Origin of the sequence: Pseudomonas sp. LAMO17WK12:I5 (assembly GCF_900215165.1) — a bacterium.
GTDB lineage: Bacteria > Pseudomonadota > Gammaproteobacteria > Pseudomonadales > Pseudomonadaceae > Aquipseudomonas > Aquipseudomonas putida_A.
This window is the reverse complement of the sequence record NZ_OBDS01000015.1, coordinates 1-16,074: the sequence shown is the minus strand read 5'-3', so window position 1 is coordinate 16,074 and position 16,074 is coordinate 1. Positions and strand designations below refer to the sequence as shown.

The window sequence follows — 16,074 nt, the reverse complement described above, 5'->3', positions numbered from 1 at the left end:
AGCAGGCTCGCTCCCACATTGGTTCTGTGTCCTGCACAAATCCAGGGTGGGAGCGAGCCTGCTCGCGAAGGCAATAGCCCAGACAACACAGGGCTGTCAGAACGACCGCACAATCCGCCCCAACGTCTCCATCGCCTTCTCCGAATCCTCGGTCCACGGGCTGCCGTAATTCAGGCGAATGCAGTTCCTGAACCGCTGAGTCGGCGAGAAAATCGGCCCCGGCGCGATGCTGATGCCCTGCGCCAACGCCATCTGAAACAACTTCAACGAATCCATCTGCGGTGGCAGTTCCAGCCACAGGAAATAGCCGCCGGCCGGTTGACTAACGCGGGTCTGCGCCGGGAAATAGCGGGCAATCGCTGCGAGCATCGCGCTTTGCTGTTCTTCCAGGGCGTAGCGCAGTTTGCGCAGATGGCGGTCGTAGCCGCCGTGTTGCAGGTAGTCGGCGATGGCCGCTTGCGCCGGCATCGAGGCACACAGCGAGGTCATCAGTTTCAGCCGTTCGATTTTCTGTGCGTAACGCCCGGCGGCGACCCAGCCGATGCGGTAGCCGGGGGCCAGGCTCTTGGCGAACGAACCGCAGTGCATCACCAGCCCTTCGGTATCGAAGGCCTTGGCCGGTTTCGGTGCCTGCTGACCGTAATAGAGTTCGGCGTAGACATCGTCCTCGATCAGCGGCACCTGATGCCGGCGCAGCAGTTCCACCAGTTCCTGTTTCTTCGCCTCGGGCATGGTCGCGCCCATTGGGTTCTGGAAACTGGTCATGCACCAGCAGGCCTTGATCGGATGGCGCTCCAGGGTCTGGGCGAGCACGCCGAGGTCGATACCGTCGCGCGGGTGCACGGGGATTTCCACGGCTTTGAGTTTCAAGCGCTCCAGCACTTGCAGGCTGGCGTAGAACGCCGGGGCTTCGATGGCCACCAGATCGCCCGGCTCGGTCACCGCTTGCAGGCACAGGTTCAGCGCTTCGAGGGCGCCGTTGGTGATCAGCAGTTCTTCCATCGGCAGCATCAGCCCGCCGACCATGTAGCGCAGAGCGATCTGCCGGCGCAGTTGCGGATTGCCCGGCGACATGTCGGTGACCACCATGCGCGGGTCCATCTCCCGCGCCGCACTGGCCAGCGAACGTGACAGACGTTGCAACGGGAACAGGGTCGGGCTGGGGAACGCGGAGCCGAAGGGCACGGTGCTCGGGTCCTTGATCGATTCCAGCACCGAGAACACCAGTTCGCTGACGTCGACTTCGGTGGAGTCGTTGACGTGGCTGCTGATCACCGGCTCCGAGAACGGACTCGGTGCGTGGGTGTTGACGAAGTAGCCGGAGCGCGGCCGCGCGCGGATCAGACCGCGACGTTCCAGCAGGTAATAGGCCTGGAACACCGTGGACGGGCTGACCCCGTAGGTCTGGCTGGCGTAGCGCACCGACGGCACCCGTTGCCCGGGGCCGAGCACGCCGGAGCGGATCAGTTCAGCGATGTCGTCGGCGAATTTTTCGTAGCGTTTCATCTTGGGTCCGGGTTGGGTTCATTCTGGAAGACCGCGGTGCCTTCATTCGCGAGCAGGCTCGCTTCCACACTGGATATCAGTGTCCACAAAACCCTGTGGGAGCGAGCCTGCTCGCGAATGGCCGCGCCGCAGTCTAAGGGATCAGCGATTCATCGGCGCCACAAACCTGCTTTTCGCCACGCTATAAATCTCGGGCTCGTCGCTGTCGGCGATCTTGAAGCTCAAGGTCTGCGAGCTGCTGGCCGGGCGCTCCGTGGTCATCGCCACCGAAACCGGCACATCGACAATCTCCCCCGGCGCCAGGCTCAGTTCGGTCTTGCCCTGCAACTGGAAGCCGTCGCCGTCCACCAGGCTCAGGTTGTAGTCCTGGCGCTGCTGGGTCTTGTTGATGACCTTGAGGGTGTAGATGTTTTCGATCTGGCCCTGACCGTTCTCGCGGAACAACCCGCGATCCTTGGTCACGTCCAGCGAGACCATCGGCCGTTCGACCAAGGCCAGAGCCAGTGCGCCGATCATCACCAGCAGCACCGCGACGTAACCGATCAGCCGAGGCCGCAGCAGATGGGTCTTGCCGCCCTGCAATTCGCGTTCGGAACTGTAGCGGATCAGGCCGCGCGGGTAATTCATCTTGTCCATGATCGAATCACAGGCGTCGATGCACGCCGCGCAGCCGATGCATTCCATCTGCAGGCCATCGCGGATGTCGATGCCGGTCGGGCACACCTGCACGCACAACTGGCAATCGATGCAATCACCGAGGCCGGCTTCGGCGGGCTTCACGTCGCGTTTGCGCGGGCCACGGTTTTCGCCACGGGCGACGTCGTAGGAAATCGCCAGGGTGTCCTTGTCGAACATCACGCTCTGGAACCGCGCATACGGGCACATGTGCATGCACACCGCTTCGCGCAGCCAACCGGCGTTGATGTAAGTGGCGGCGGTGAAGAACAGAACCCAGAACAGACTGACCCCGCCGATCTGCAGGGTGAACAGCTCTTCGGCCAGCGGCCGGATCGGCGTGAAGTAGCCGACAAACGTCAGCCCGGTCATCACGCTGATTGCCAGCCACAGGGTGTGCTTGGCCGCGCGCCGGGCCAGTTTGTTCAGGCCCCAGGGCGCCGCTTGCAGTTTGATCCGCTGGTTGCGTTCGCCCTCGGTGACTTTTTCGCACCACATGAAGATCCATGTCCACGAGCTCTGCGGGCAGGTGTAACCACACCAGACCCGGCCAGCGAACACGGTGATGGCGAACAGACCGAACGCGGCGATGATCAGCAGCGCCGAGAGCAGGATGAAATCCTGTGGCCAGAAGGTCGCGCCGAAGATATGGAATTTGCTTTCGGCCAAGTCCCACAGCACGGCCTGACGACCGCCCCAGTTCAGCCACACGGTGCCGAAGAACAGCAGAAACAGAAAGCCCGCGCCGCTGATGCGCAAGGTGCGGAACAGGCCGGTGAAACTGCGGGTGTGGATGTGATTGTCGGTGGAGCCGGCCTTCGCCTTCATCGGGCGACCAGGCACATTTTTTATGGTGGGGCTTGCTTCTACGGTTCGGACGGGGATTTGTTCGCTCATGGTCATTCGCTCATCAGCCTCCATCAGGCGGACGAACTATGAGCGCCGATCTGTTTGCATAACAGACTCAGCTATTTGAATAAAAAGCGTATCAGATGGCGTTTGGTACACATCCTGCGACAACTTGAAGCAGCCCGCAGGCGCAGGCGCAAACGCCTATCGCAGGCGTCTGCGCCGGATGTTGATCCGGGTCAGTCAAATCACCGAATCACTCTCGTCGGCCTTCAGGTGCTTGCGACCGTCTTTCGCGCCGGCGACGGTCAAGGCATCCGCCTCTGCTTCGGTGATGTAAACGCGCCGGCCTTCAATCTCAACGAACGACATGGCTTTTTCGCTATCGGTTTTGACTTCCAGCGTGTCGCAGATACGAATTTCTTCACCATTTTCGACGGTGAAAAAACACACTTTTGCTTCGGGATTGGATTCATCGATTCGAACGGGCATGAGGCTGTCCTTTTTTCATGAGTACCTGAAAGGTTAGGGCGCGCGCTTTGCCGATCGTTCTGCGCAACTGATTAATGGTCGCCGCTGTCCATCCACTAACGACCAATAAGAAAGGAGGGAGCGATGAACGCCTGGTGGCATGAAGTGTGGGTGACGCTGCAAGCGGAGTTCGCCGATGTCGGCGATGCTTCGCAACTGACGCGCATCACCGTGCGCCTGTTGATGGCGGCGGTGCTGGGCGGAATTCTCGGTTTCGAGCGGGAGCACAAGGGCAAGGCCGCCGGGGTGCGCACGCACATGTTGGTGGCGTTAGGGGCGGCGCTGTTTGTGCTGGTGCCGCAGACCTCGGGGGCCGAATCCGATGCGATGAGCCGGGTGTTGCAGGGAGTGATCGCCGGGATCGGCTTTCTCGGTGCCGGGACGATTCTGAAGAATCAGGAAGGTGACGAAGGGCACGTGAAAGGACTGACCACGGCAGCCGGGTTGTGGATGACGGCGGCGATCGGCGTGGCGGCCGGGTTGGGCAGGGAAGCGACGGCGCTGCTCAGCACTTTGCTGGCGCTTGGGATTTTCAGCGTGATGCCACGGGTGGTCAGGATGTTTGAGAAGGATGGGGAGAAAAACCAACATCTGTAATTGCCTCGCACTAACCCCTGTAGGAGCTGCCGCAGGCTGTGATCTGTTGATCTTTAAAAGCAAAGATCGCAGCCTGCGGCAGCTCCTACAGGGGGGGCGTGCTGCTCAGACGATGACGGGGGGCATCGTCGTCGGCGGTTCTTCCTTCGGCGGTGGCGTGGTGCCTGGGGGTTCCTGCTCGGGAATCGGTTGCGGCTCGGTCTCGGGCAGGGTGGGTTTGTCGATGTTCGGATCAGGCGTTTCGGCCGGGATCGGGATGTTCATCTGTAGACCTCCGTGTGGCACATGGCGTGAGAAGTGCTTAAGTGGATTGACCACCGTGTGATGAATTCGATCCGCTTTTTTGTCCTTGCAAATCCCTGTGAACTTTTCCCCGCGCCGGTCGCTCGGAACCTAAGTGAGTTCAAGTCGGGGCGGGTGCCTCATTGTGAACACTGTTCCGGCACAAGAGCGTCCTTGGGGCGTTAAGGAGAGATGCTCGATGTCTGCTGAAAAACCTTCAGAGCAGAGCTACAACCCGCACATGCCGCTGTCGCAGGCGTTGCTGCTGCCGCGCATCGTGATCGAAAACACCATGCCGACCCTCGATGGCGGGCAGTTTGCCGTGAAGTCGATCGTCGAGCGCGACGTGATCGTCACCAGCAAGGTCTTTGCCGACGGCCACGACAAGCTGGCCGTGCGCATCCGCTGGCGTGCCGAGGGCGAAGAGTCCTGGCATAGCGAGGTGATGAACGAGCTGGGCAATAACAGTTGGCAGGGGCAGTTTCGTCCGGACCGCCAGGGTCGCTATCTGTACTGCATCGAAGCGTGGATCGACCATTTCGCTAGTTTCCAGTACGAACTGGAGAAGAAGCACAACGCCGCCGTCCCGGTGTCGCTCGAACTGCAGGAAGGCCGCAGCATGGTGCAGCAGGCCGCCGAGCGCAGCGACGGTCAGCTCAGCGAGCAACTCGCCGCCTTGCATCATGAATTGTCCGGCCTGCTCGAAACCGAGCAGGTGGCGCTGTTTCTGCACTCGCGCAGTGCGCAATTGATGGCGCAGGCCGATCACCGTGCCTATCTGAGCCTGAGCGCCGAATTCCCGGTGGATGTCGAACGGGAACTGGCCGAGTTTGCCAGTTGGTACGAGCTGTTTCCGCGCTCGATCACCGACGATCCCAAGCGTCACGGCACCTTCAACGACGTGCACTCGCGACTGCCGATGATTCAGGACATGGGTTTTGACGTGTTGTACTTCACGCCGATCCACCCGATCGGCCGCGCCCACCGCAAGGGCCGCAACAATTCCCTGACCGCAGGTCCCGATGATCCGGGCAGTCCGTATGCGATCGGCAGCGAGGAGGGTGGTCATGAGGCGATTCACTCGCAACTAGGCACCCGCGAAGACTTCCGCCGGTTGGTGGCCGCCGCCGCTGAGCATGGCCTGGAAATCGCCCTCGATTTCGCCATTCAGTGCTCGCAGGATCACCCGTGGCTCAAGCAGCATCCGGGCTGGTTCAACTGGCGCCCCGACGGCACGATCAAATACGCGGAAAACCCGCCGAAGAAATACCAGGACATCGTCAACGTCGACTTCTATGCGCCGGACGCCATCCCCAGTCTGTGGGTGGAGCTGCGCGATATTGTGGTCGGCTGGGTCAACGAAGGCGTGAAGATCTTTCGCGTCGACAATCCGCACACCAAGCCGCTGCCGTTCTGGCAATGGCTGATCGCCGATGTGCGGGCACTGCACCCCGAAGTGATCTTCCTCGCCGAGGCGTTCACCACGCCGGCGATGATGGCGCGTCTGGGCAAGGTCGGTTATAGCCAGAGTTACACCTATTTCACCTGGCGTAACACCAAGTCCGAATTGGCGGCCTACTTCAGTGAACTCAACGAATCGCCGTGGCGCGAATGCTACCGGCCGAACTTCTTCGTCAACACGCCGGACATCAACCCGGCGTTCCTGCATGAATCAGGGCGGCCGGGGTTTCTGATCCGCGCGGCGCTGGCGACCATGGGCTCGGGTCTGTGGGGCATGTATTCCGGTTATGAGCTGTGTGAGGCGGCACCGGTACCGGGCAAGGAGGAATACCTCGATTCGGAGAAGTACGAAATCCGCGTTCGCGACTTCAATGCGCCGGGCAACATCATTGCCGAAATCGCCCAGCTCAACCGCATCCGCCGGCAGAACCCGGCGCTGCACACGCATCTGGGGTTGAAAATCTACAACGCGTGGAACGACAACATTCTGTACTTCGGCAAGCGCAGCTTTGACGGCAGCAATTTCATTCTGGTGGCGGTGAGCCTCGATCCGCACAACGTGCAGGAAGCCAATTTCGAACTGCCGCTGTGGGAGATGGGCCTGCCCGACGACGCGACCACCCACGGTGAGGACTTGATGAACGGGCATCGCTGGGATTGGCATGGCAAGTATCAGTTCATGCGCATTGACCCGGCGTACCAGCCGTTCGGGATTTGGCGGATTACTGCCGCGTAAGACCTTGCTCAAAAACTTGTGGTGAGGGGATTTATCCCCGACTGGCTGCGCAGCAGCCACAAAGAACAACTGGGTAAAACTGAATAAAAGCAGGGCCGCTTCGCAGCCCGTCGGGGATGAATCCCCTCACCACAGAGCCCCTCATCACAGGGCATCCGTGTGGTCTGACAGAATTGAACAGGAGTTTCACATGGCGAAGAAACCCAAGGCAGCCACCTTTATCAAAGACCCGCTCTGGTACAAGGATGCGGTGATCTATCAAGTACACGTCAAATCGTTTTTCGACTCCAACAATGACGGGATCGGCGACTTTCCCGGCCTGATCGCCAAACTCGATTACATCGCCGAACTCGGCGTCAACACCATCTGGCTACTGCCGTTTTATCCGTCACCACGTCGCGATGACGGCTATGACATCGCCGAATACCGCGGCGTACACAGCGACTACGGGACCATGGCCGATGCCAAGCGCTTTATCGCCGAGGCGCACAAGCGTGGTTTGCGGGTGATCACCGAGCTGGTCATCAACCACACCTCGGATCAGCACCCGTGGTTCCAGCGGGCGCGCAAGGCCAAGCCCGGTTCGGCGGCGCGGGACTTCTATGTGTGGTCGGATGACGATCAGAAGTACGACGGCACGCGGATCATCTTCCTCGACACCGAAAAGTCCAACTGGACCTGGGACCCGGTCGCCGGCCAGTACTTCTGGCACCGTTTCTATTCGCACCAGCCCGACCTCAACTTCGACAACCCGCAAGTGATGAAAGCCGTGCTGTCGGTGATGCGCTACTGGTTGGACATGGGCATCGATGGCCTGCGCCTCGACGCCATTCCGTACCTGATCGAACGCGACGGCACCAACAACGAGAACCTTCCGGAGACCCACGACGTCCTCAAGCAGATCCGTGCCGAGATCGACGCGAATTACCCGGACCGCATGCTGTTGGCCGAAGCCAACCAATGGCCGGAAGACACCCAGCTGTACTTCGGCGACACCGATGCCGAGGGCGTCAACGGTGACGAATGCCACATGGCGTTTCACTTCCCGCTGATGCCGCGCATGTACATGGCGCTGGCCCAGGAAGATCGCTTCCCGATCACCGACATTCTGCGTCAGACCCCCGAGATTCCGGCCAACTGCCAGTGGGCAATTTTCCTGCGTAACCACGATGAGTTGACGCTGGAGATGGTCACCGATAAAGAGCGCGACTACCTGTGGAATTACTACGCCGCTGACCGCCGCGCGCGGATCAACCTTGGCATTCGTCGGCGTCTGGCACCGTTGATGGAGCGTGATCGTCGCCGCGTCGAGTTGCTCAACAGCCTGCTGCTGTCGATGCCCGGCACGCCGACGTTGTATTACGGCGATGAAATCGGCATGGGCGACAACATCTACCTCGGCGACCGCGACGGTGTGCGTACGCCGATGCAATGGTCGATCGACCGCAACGGCGGCTTCTCCCGCGCCGATCCGGCCAGTCTGGTGCTGCCGCCGATCATGGACCCGCAATACGGTTATCTGTCGGTCAACGTCGAAACCCAGGCCGGCGACCCGCACTCGCTGCTGAACTGGACGCGACGCATGCTCGCCGTGCGCAAGCAGTCCAAGGCGTTCGGGCGTGGCACGCTGAAGATGCTCTCGCCGAGCAACCGACGGATTCTGGCCTACACCCGCGAGTTCACCGACGCCGACGGCAAGCACGAAATCATTCTCTGCGTGGCCAACGTCTCGCGTAGCGCGCAGGCGGCGGAACTCGATCTGTCGGCCTACGTCGGCATGGTCCCGGTGGAGATGCTCGGCGGTAATGCGTTCCCGCCGATCGGCCAGTTGAATTTCCTACTGACACTGGCGCCGTACGGTTTCTACTGGTTCGCCCTGGCTGCAGAAAACCAGATGCCGAGCTGGCACGTGGAACCGGCGCAGAGCCTGCCGGACTTCACCACCCTGGTGCTGAAAAAACGCATGGAGGAACTTCTCGAAACGCCGACCCGCAACACCCTGGAGCAGAGCATCCTGCCGAGCTGGCTGCAGAACCGCCGCTGGTTCGCCGGCAAGGACGCGGCCATCGAGCAGGTCAATCTGGCCTACGGCGTGCGCTTCGGCGACGCGCAGCATCCGGTGCTGCTCAGCGAGATCGAAGTCACCAGCGCCGGGCAAACCAGCCGCTATCAACTGCCGTTCGGCTTCATCGCCGAAGATCAGGTCGGGCCGGCGTTGCCGCAGCAACTGGCATTGTCGCGTGTTCGTCGCGGGCGTCAGGTCGGTCTGATCACTGACGCGTTCAGCCTCGAAACGTTCGTGCACGCGGTGCTGCAAGGCATGCAGAGCAACACCGTGCTCAACTCCGAACAGGGCGAGATTCGTTTCGCGCCGACCGCGCAGCTTGAAAAACTCGGCCTCGGTGCCGAATCCGAGGTGCGCTATCTGTCGGCCGAGCAGTCGAACAGTTCGGTGGTGATCGGCAACAGTCTGGTGCTGAAGCTGATCCGCAAGGTCGCCTCGGGTGTTCACCCGGAACTGGAAATGAGCGCGTACCTGACCGAGGCCGGTTTCGCCAACATCTCGCCGCTGCTCGGCTCGGTGATCCGCCGCGATGGCGCGGGCGAAGACAATCTGCTGATGATCGCCCAAGGCTATCTGAGCAATCAGGGTGATGCCTGGGAATGGACGCAGAACAACCTCGAACGAGCGTTGCGTGATGAACTGGCGGACGCGATGTCCGAGCAGGAGCAGCATTACAACGCCCTCGGCGAGCTTAAGGACTTTGCCGGCATGCTCGGCCAGCGTCTCGGCGAAATGCACCAAGTACTGGCGGCACCAAGCGACAACGCTGACTTCGCCCCGCAAACCACCAGTGCCAAGGACGCCCAAGCCACTGGCAAGGACGTTGCGGCGCAGGTCGAGCATGCGTTGAAGTTGCTCAAGCAGCATCAGAGTCATCTGAGCGCGGCGGATCAGAAAATGGTCGCGCGGCTGCTGGACAACAAAAAAGTCATCCTCGGCCATGTGCAGGAACTTGCGCAGAAAGCTGTGGGCGGCTTGCGGATCCGCGTGCATGGCGACCTGCACCTGGGGCAGGTGCTGGTGATCAAGGGCGATGCCTATCTGATCGATTTCGAGGGTGAACCGGCGCGGCCGCTGCACGAACGGCGTGGCAAACACAGTCCGTACAAGGACGTCAGCGGCGTGCTGCGTTCCTTCGATTACGCGGCGGCGATGACGATCAACGTGCACAACGTCGATCACAGTCCAGAGTCGGAAGCGGCCCGCCATCGCGTTGCCGAGCGCTATCTGCGTGAGGCGCGCGAGGCATTTGTTCAGGCATATCGCCAAGCGGCAGCTAGTCTTGATCATGCCTGGCAGGATCCTGCAGGTGCCGACGCTGCGGTTGCGCTGTTCGGCCTGGAGAAGGCGGCCTATGAAGTGGCCTATGAAGCCGAAAATCGCCCCACGTGGCTGCCCGTGCCGTTGCACGGCTTGTATGGGTTATTGACGGGGCTTAAACCCTTTTCCGATCTTGGTGGAGAGTAGTCATGAGTGTCTCGAACAAGGAACAGGGTCACGCTAAAGAAGCGTTACTGCCGGCGGCGCGGGACATCGACGCCCTGGTGCGCGCTGAACACCACGACCCGTTTTCCATTCTCGGCCCGCATGGCGATGGTGCCGGTGGGCAATTTATCCGCGCTTATCTGCCCGGTGCATTGAAAGTCGAAGTGCTGGACAAGGACAGCGGTGAAGAGCGTGGCGAACTGCAAGCCACCGAAACACCGGGATTGTTTGTTGGTCACTTCGATCAGGCGCGGCCGTATCTGCTGCGCACGCGTTGGGCCGGCGGCGAACAGGTGGCGGAAGATCCGTACAGCTTCGGCCAGTTGCTCGGCGAAATGGATTTGTATCTGTTCGCTGAAGGCAATCACCGTGATCTGAGCAGCTGCCTCGGCGCGCAACTGACCACCGTCGATGGCGTCGACGGTGTGCGCTTTGCCGTGTGGGCGCCGAATGCTCGCCGAGTGTCGGTGGTCGGTGATTTCAACGTGTGGGATGGTCGCCGCCATCCGATGCGCCTGCGCCATCCATCCGGGGTCTGGGAGTTGTTTATTCCGCGCCTGCAAGCAGGGGAGTTGTATAAGTACGAAATCCTCGGCGCCCACGGCATCCTGCCGCTGAAGGCTGACCCGATGGCCTTGGCCACCAGCCTGCCGCCGGACACCGCGTCGAAAGTCGCCGCGCCGCTGCAGATCAACTGGCAGGATCAGGACTGGATGAACGGCCGCCGCGAGCGGCAGAAGCATTCAGCGCCGCTGTCAATCTACGAATTGCATGCCGGCTCGTGGCAGTGCGAACTGGACGATCTAGGCGAAGTCGCCCGCCAGTACACCTGGCCGGAACTGGCCGAGCGCTTGATTCCTTACGTCAAGGAGCTGGGTTTCACCCACATCGAACTGATGCCGATCATGGAGCACCCGTTTGGTGGTTCGTGGGGTTATCAGTTGCTCTCGCAATTCGCCCCGAGTGCCCGATACGGCACGCCAGAGCAGTTCGGTGAGTTCGTCGACGCCTGTCACCGCGCCGATATCGGCGTGATCCTCGACTGGGTGCCAGCGCATTTCCCTACCGATACCCATGGCCTGGCGCAGTTCGACGGCACCGCGCTGTACGAATACGGCAACCCGCTGGAAGGCTTTCATCAGGACTGGGACACGCTGATTTACAACCTGGGGCGCACCGAAGTTCACGGCTACATGCTGGCGTCGGCGTTGCACTGGTTGAAGCATTTCCACATCGACGGTTTGCGCGTTGATGCGGTGGCCTCGATGCTTTATCGCGACTATTCGCGCAAGGCCGGCGAATGGGTGCCGAACCGCCATGGCGGGCGCGAGAATCTCGAGGCGATCGATTTCCTCCGGCACTTGAATGACGTGGTCGAGCTGGAGGCCCCGGGGGCGCTGGTGATCGCCGAGGAATCCACCGCATGGCCGGGCGTCAGCCAGAGCACCCAGCAGGGTGGTCTCGGTTTCGCCTACAAATGGAACATGGGCTGGATGCACGACTCGCTGCACTACATCCAGCAGGATCCGGTGTACCGCGCGCACCATCACAACGAATTGAGTTTCGGTCTGGTCTACGCCTGGTCCGAGCGCTTCATCCTGCCGATCTCCCACGATGAAGTGGTGCACGGCAAGCACTCGCTGATCGACAAGATGCCCGGCGACCGCTGGCAGAAATTCGCCAACCTGCGCGCCTATCTGAGCTTCATGTGGACCCATCCGGGCAAGAAGCTGTTGTTCATGGGCTGCGAATTCGGCCAGTGGCGCGAGTGGAATCACGATCAGCAACTGGACTGGTACCTGCTGCAATACTCGGAACACAAAGGCGTGCAGAAACTGGTCGGCGACCTCAACCGTTTGTACCGCGAGGAGCCGGCGCTGCACGACCAGGATGATGCGCCGCAGGGTTTCCAGTGGTTGATCGGCGATGACGCGATCAACAGCGTGTACGCGTGGCTGCGCTGGAGCAAGGACGGAAAACCGGTGCTGGTGGTGGCCAACTTTACTCCGGTGCCGCGTCAGTCGTACCGGGTCGGCGTGCCGTTTGCCGGGCGCTGGAACGAACTGCTCAACAGCGATGCCGACACCTACGCCGGTTCGAATTATGGCAATGGCGGCGGGGCGTTTACCGAAGAGGTGCCGAGCCATGGCCAGTCGTTGTCGCTTGAACTGAATCTGCCGCCGCTGGCGGTGTTGATTCTCAAGCCGGAGGGTTGATCCGCAACCGCGTCGCTGTCATCGCGAGCAGGCTCACTCCTACATTTGGAATGCGTCTCCCTGTAGGAGTGAGCCTGCTCGCGATGGCTTCAGCTCAGAGGCCATCGCCCCTCAAGCCGAAATCACCAACGCATCCGCACCCCCAGGCTGCCAATCAACCCGTTCAAGTCATTGTCATCCACGTCGCTGCTGTAATCGGCGCTGACATACAGGCTGACCGCCGGCGTCACCCGCGCAACCAATCCCAGTCCTAATTCGACCGTCGATGACTTGCGACTGCTGCTGATCTTGTCGACCTGATCGAGAGTCACCGTGTTGCCGGTATACACCGTATGCCAGAGGTTGGTACGCACGTAGGGTTCCACCGGCAGACCGTTCACATCGTAACTGCCTTTGAGGCGGGCGCCGACGCGGCCGCTCCACGCCGACAGATCCGTTGACGAAGCATTGCCGGAACCCGCGTATGGGGTGTCGAGGGTGATGCGCTGGTTGATCAGTTGCGCCTGGGGTTCAACCACCCAGTTGCCGCCCAGGCCGATCGGATATCCACCTTCGACCGAGAAGGTCATTGCACTGCCTTCGGTGGCCTGGCGCGCGCCTTGTTCGTTACGACTGAAACCGCTGACCCGGCCACCGCTGGCCGACAGGTCGACATGCCAGCCCTGCGCGCCAGTCAGACGGTAATAAGCACCGAGGCTCTGGCCTTGCAGATTCAGGGTGTCGGTGGTCGGATCGGCGAGGGCGCGGCTGCTGATCAGGCCGGCGCTGTTGGCCTGGATCTGGTTGTATCCGCCAATCAGGCCGAGCGTCTGGGTGTGACCGCCGGCGCTTTGCACGGTGAGCACGGGCGGGCCTTTGAAGTCGCCGTTGCCGGGGGTGGCAAAACCTGGCGAAAGTACGTCGGTTTGCGCTTGCCGGGCGCTTTGTCCGTACAACCGGTCCCAGGCTGCTGGCGCCAGATCTTCGGTGATCAGGTCGGTGCCGCGCAAATCGGGACGTGGACTCAGGCGTTGTGGCTCGGGGGTGACAACGGTCGCCGGCAGGGTCAGAACGGGCATGTCCTGGCGATACCAGGGAGTGGTTTCATCCGCCGCAGGTCCGGCCTGCGCCTCCATGGATGAGCACAGCAGAATCGAACTCGACACTGTGCAAAACGTCACTTTGATCTCTTGTGGGGTGAATGAGCTTTTCATGGAGGTCTACCTTGCAAGCGCATGCGGGATCTCTTTTCTGGCGTCTCTCCTACCCCGAACGAGGGGCGACCGAATGGAGCGGGGCGAACCGCGGCGCTCGATTTCGCGAGTGCCGGAAGGGTCGCCCCGGTGAGTGATTCCGGGGGTAGTAAGGTAGAGATAAGAAGAGTGATGCCCATGCGTCAAGAAACTGCACGATGAGCGGTACAGCTAAATCATGCGCCGCAAGCGTTTGTTTTTCTGCACATATCCAAGTCATTGTCTGTGCTTACAAATGCACTTCCACCGCCAGCGGCAAATGATCCGACAAGTGCGTCCACGGCTTGTTGCCGAGGATCTGCGGGTCATGGCTGCTGGCATTGCGCAGGTAGATGCGGTCCAGGCGCAGCAGTGGAAAACGCGCAGGGTAGGTCTTGGCCGGGCGGCCGTGGTGGCGTTCGAAGGCTTCGTGCAGGTAATCGCGGCGGGCGAGGGCGGCATTGCCCTGCAGCTGCCAGTCATTGAAGTCGCCGGCAATGATAACCGGCGCATCGTCGGGCAATGATTCGAGCAACTGGCAAAGCAGTTGCAACTGCAGTTGGCGGTGGCTTTCCAGCAGACTCAGGTGCACGCAGATCGCGTGGACTTCGGCGTGGCCCGGCACGTCCAGCACGCAGTGCAGCAGGCCTCTGCGCTCGGGGCCGGTGATCGACACGTCGAGGTTGCGGTATTCGCGGATCGGGTATTTCGACAGCAGGGCATTGCCATGGTGGCCATCGGGGTAGACCGCGTTGCGCCCGTAGGCGAAATCGCTCCACATGCTGTCGGCGAGAAATTCGTATTGCGAGGTTTGCGGCCATTCCTGGTAGCGATTGGAATGGCGCTCGTGTTCGCCCACCACCTCCTGCAGAAACACCAGATCGGCCGAGGTGCTGCGCACCGCTTCGCGCAGTTCCGGCAGGATGAAGCGCCGGTTGAGGGCGGTAAAACCCTTGTGAGTGTTGACCGTCAACACGCGCAGGCGATGGATGACGGGTGCGTCTACGGCGTGACGCTTGGGATCGCTGGACACGTTCACTCCTCTGAAAAAACGGCTTCCTGTTCATGCGACTGGTCTGGAAGCGGGCAGTTCCTTCCAGATGCCTCAGGCCGTAATACAAATCACCAGAGCCGTCAGGAAACCTGTGGGAGCGAGCCTGCTCGCGAAAGCGGCCTCCCGATCGACCAATCTCTGACTGAATGCACTCGGTCAAACTGTGGGAGCTGGCTTGCCAGCGATGACGGCCGACCAACCTCCCACCTGAATGCACGCATTCCAACTGTGGGAGCGAGCTTGCTCGCGAAAGCGGCTTGCCAGACAACATCAAAACAACAGAGCAAACCCCGCACATTAACATAACCCCGCAACCACGTTTAAAGTACACGAACCGTTACGCCATACCGGCTACAACGTCTTGCGCCGTTACCTACGCGTACGCCAGAATCCGCCGGCTTACACGACCATACCCTGCGCTATATCGTTTCCCTGCCACTGCCCATCGGTGGTCGGGTTTAGTAGCCCGTATGGTTTTAGTAAGTGCATGAGTCCCATTGAGCCAGGCGTATCTATTGCCTGCACTTCGATGGTGGTTGTGCGCAGGGCGCTCTCGAGCGCGCCGGTCTTGCTAATTCCTCCGGTCTACTAACCTGTGCACAGCCGCCACCCTTCTTTTAGTAGAGAACGGTCGCGGCCCTCAATCAGGAATTAGATATTTATGTTCAAAGCCACACCCAACCCCCCGGACGTCGACCCTATCCCGTACGACCCGGCCCTCGACCCGCAGAAGATAAAAGCGGCAACCGACCGCGCCATCAACTTCTACCTCAACCCCGGCGCCCTGAAGATCTCGATCCCTTCAACCTCGTCATGCAAGGCGAACAGAATCTTCCTCATCGACCCCACCGTGGACGAAGAAACCTTGCTCGTCGAAGCCTGCGAGTCATTAGCCGCCGCCAGCGACATGGCCCGCGATATCGGCGACACCGTCGACAACCCACAGCGCCGGGCCATGCTGATGCTGCATCAGGTGATCATGCTCAGTGAACTGATGGTCAACCGGGTACTCGATGGCCGCCGCGTGCCGAACTAATCACGCGGCCCCCTGTAGGAGCTGCCGAAGGCTGCGATCTTTTGATCTTGATCTTTAAAAGCAACATCAAAAGATCGCAGCCTTCGGCAGCTCCTACAGGAAGTCATTCTTCCAAAGTGCCTCGATCGGAGTTCCAACTGATGCCCGAAACCCCACCCAATCCGCCGGTCACAGAATCGGTATCGCCCTACGAATCCCTCAACTCCAGAAAACTCCACGAAGCCGCCGAACGCGCCCTCGACCACTACCTCGCGCCCGCGAACATCATGGCAACGCCATACACCCCCAGCAGCATGTTCCTCGTCAATCCACAAACCGACACCGAATCCCTGCTGGCCAACGCCTGCGAATCCCTGGCCTCGGCCACGGT

Annotated in this window: 12 protein-coding genes; 6 read left to right on the top strand and 6 right to left on the bottom strand. The window is 60.8% G+C overall.

What is annotated here, in order from left to right; all coding sequences use genetic code 11:
• Positions 1-96 precede the first annotated feature (96 nt).
• From mapR to CRO59_RS24270, 3 genes are all read right to left on the bottom strand, one after another.
• Entirely contained in the window at positions 97-1,506 is a 1,410-nt protein-coding gene (gene mapR, locus CRO59_RS24280; protein ID WP_008087199.1) for a GntR family transcriptional regulator MpaR, read from the bottom strand.
• A 141-nt stretch (positions 1,507-1,647) separates the two neighbouring features.
• Positions 1,648-3,078, bottom strand: a complete 1,431-nt coding sequence (gene ccoG / locus CRO59_RS24275) for a cytochrome c oxidase accessory protein CcoG (RefSeq protein WP_097090108.1) — start codon at positions 3,076-3,078, stop codon at positions 1,648-1,650.
• Between the two features lie 195 nt (positions 3,079-3,273).
• The gene (locus tag CRO59_RS24270) at positions 3,274-3,522 is read right to left on the bottom strand and encodes a DUF3203 family protein (RefSeq protein ID WP_027613724.1); all 249 of its coding nucleotides are present in this window, start codon (positions 3,520-3,522) and stop codon (positions 3,274-3,276) included.
• A gap of 123 nt (positions 3,523-3,645) precedes the next feature.
• Between CRO59_RS24270 and CRO59_RS24265 the strand changes: the two genes are divergently transcribed.
• The gene (locus tag CRO59_RS24265; RefSeq protein ID WP_027613723.1) at positions 3,646-4,158 is read left to right on the top strand and encodes an MgtC/SapB family protein; all 513 of its coding nucleotides are present in this window, start codon (positions 3,646-3,648) and stop codon (positions 4,156-4,158) included.
• 105 nt (positions 4,159-4,263) lie between these two features.
• On the opposite strand, the gene CRO59_RS28805 is transcribed toward CRO59_RS24265, so the two are convergent.
• Positions 4,264-4,422 (bottom strand): hypothetical protein, encoded by a 159-nt coding sequence (locus tag CRO59_RS28805; protein ID WP_003224520.1) that lies wholly within the window; start codon positions 4,420-4,422, stop codon positions 4,264-4,266.
• A 217-nt stretch (positions 4,423-4,639) separates the two neighbouring features.
• Here CRO59_RS28805 and CRO59_RS24260 point away from each other — a divergent pair, with 217 nt between their 5' ends.
• The 3 genes from CRO59_RS24260 to glgB all read left to right on the top strand — a co-directional run bounded on the left by CRO59_RS24260 (position 4,640) and on the right by glgB (position 12,403).
• Entirely contained in the window at positions 4,640-6,637 is a 1,998-nt protein-coding gene (locus CRO59_RS24260) for an alpha-1,4-glucan--maltose-1-phosphate maltosyltransferase (protein ID WP_097090099.1), read from the top strand.
• Positions 6,638-6,827: 190 nt separating this feature from the next.
• Positions 6,828-10,169 (top strand): maltose alpha-D-glucosyltransferase, encoded by a 3,342-nt coding sequence (gene treS, locus CRO59_RS24255; protein ID WP_097090100.1) that lies wholly within the window; start codon positions 6,828-6,830, stop codon positions 10,167-10,169.
• A gap of 2 nt (positions 10,170-10,171) precedes the next feature.
• Entirely contained in the window at positions 10,172-12,403 is a 2,232-nt protein-coding gene (gene glgB / locus CRO59_RS24250; protein ID WP_096797348.1) for a 1,4-alpha-glucan branching protein GlgB, read from the top strand.
• 122 nt (positions 12,404-12,525) lie between these two features.
• Here glgB and CRO59_RS24245 read toward each other — a convergent pair whose 3' ends face one another.
• Positions 12,526-13,596 carry an autotransporter outer membrane beta-barrel domain-containing protein gene (locus CRO59_RS24245; RefSeq protein WP_097090101.1) on the bottom strand — a complete coding sequence of 357 codons (1,071 nt, stop codon included), beginning with the start codon at positions 13,594-13,596 and terminating at the stop codon, positions 12,526-12,528.
• Positions 13,597-13,864: 268 nt separating this feature from the next.
• Positions 13,865-14,647, bottom strand: coding sequence for an endonuclease/exonuclease/phosphatase family protein (locus tag CRO59_RS24240; protein ID WP_027613718.1), 783 nt, complete (start codon positions 14,645-14,647; stop codon positions 13,865-13,867).
• Between the two features lie 682 nt (positions 14,648-15,329).
• On the opposite strand from CRO59_RS24240, the gene CRO59_RS24235 reads away from it, so the two are divergent.
• Positions 15,330-15,704 carry a DUF6124 family protein gene (locus CRO59_RS24235; RefSeq protein WP_097090102.1) on the top strand — a complete coding sequence of 125 codons (375 nt, stop codon included), beginning with the start codon at positions 15,330-15,332 and terminating at the stop codon, positions 15,702-15,704.
• A gap of 140 nt (positions 15,705-15,844) precedes the next feature.
• Positions 15,845-16,074: DUF6124 family protein (locus CRO59_RS24230; RefSeq protein ID WP_371917842.1), on the top strand; the 230-nt coding region annotated here is incomplete at its 3' end.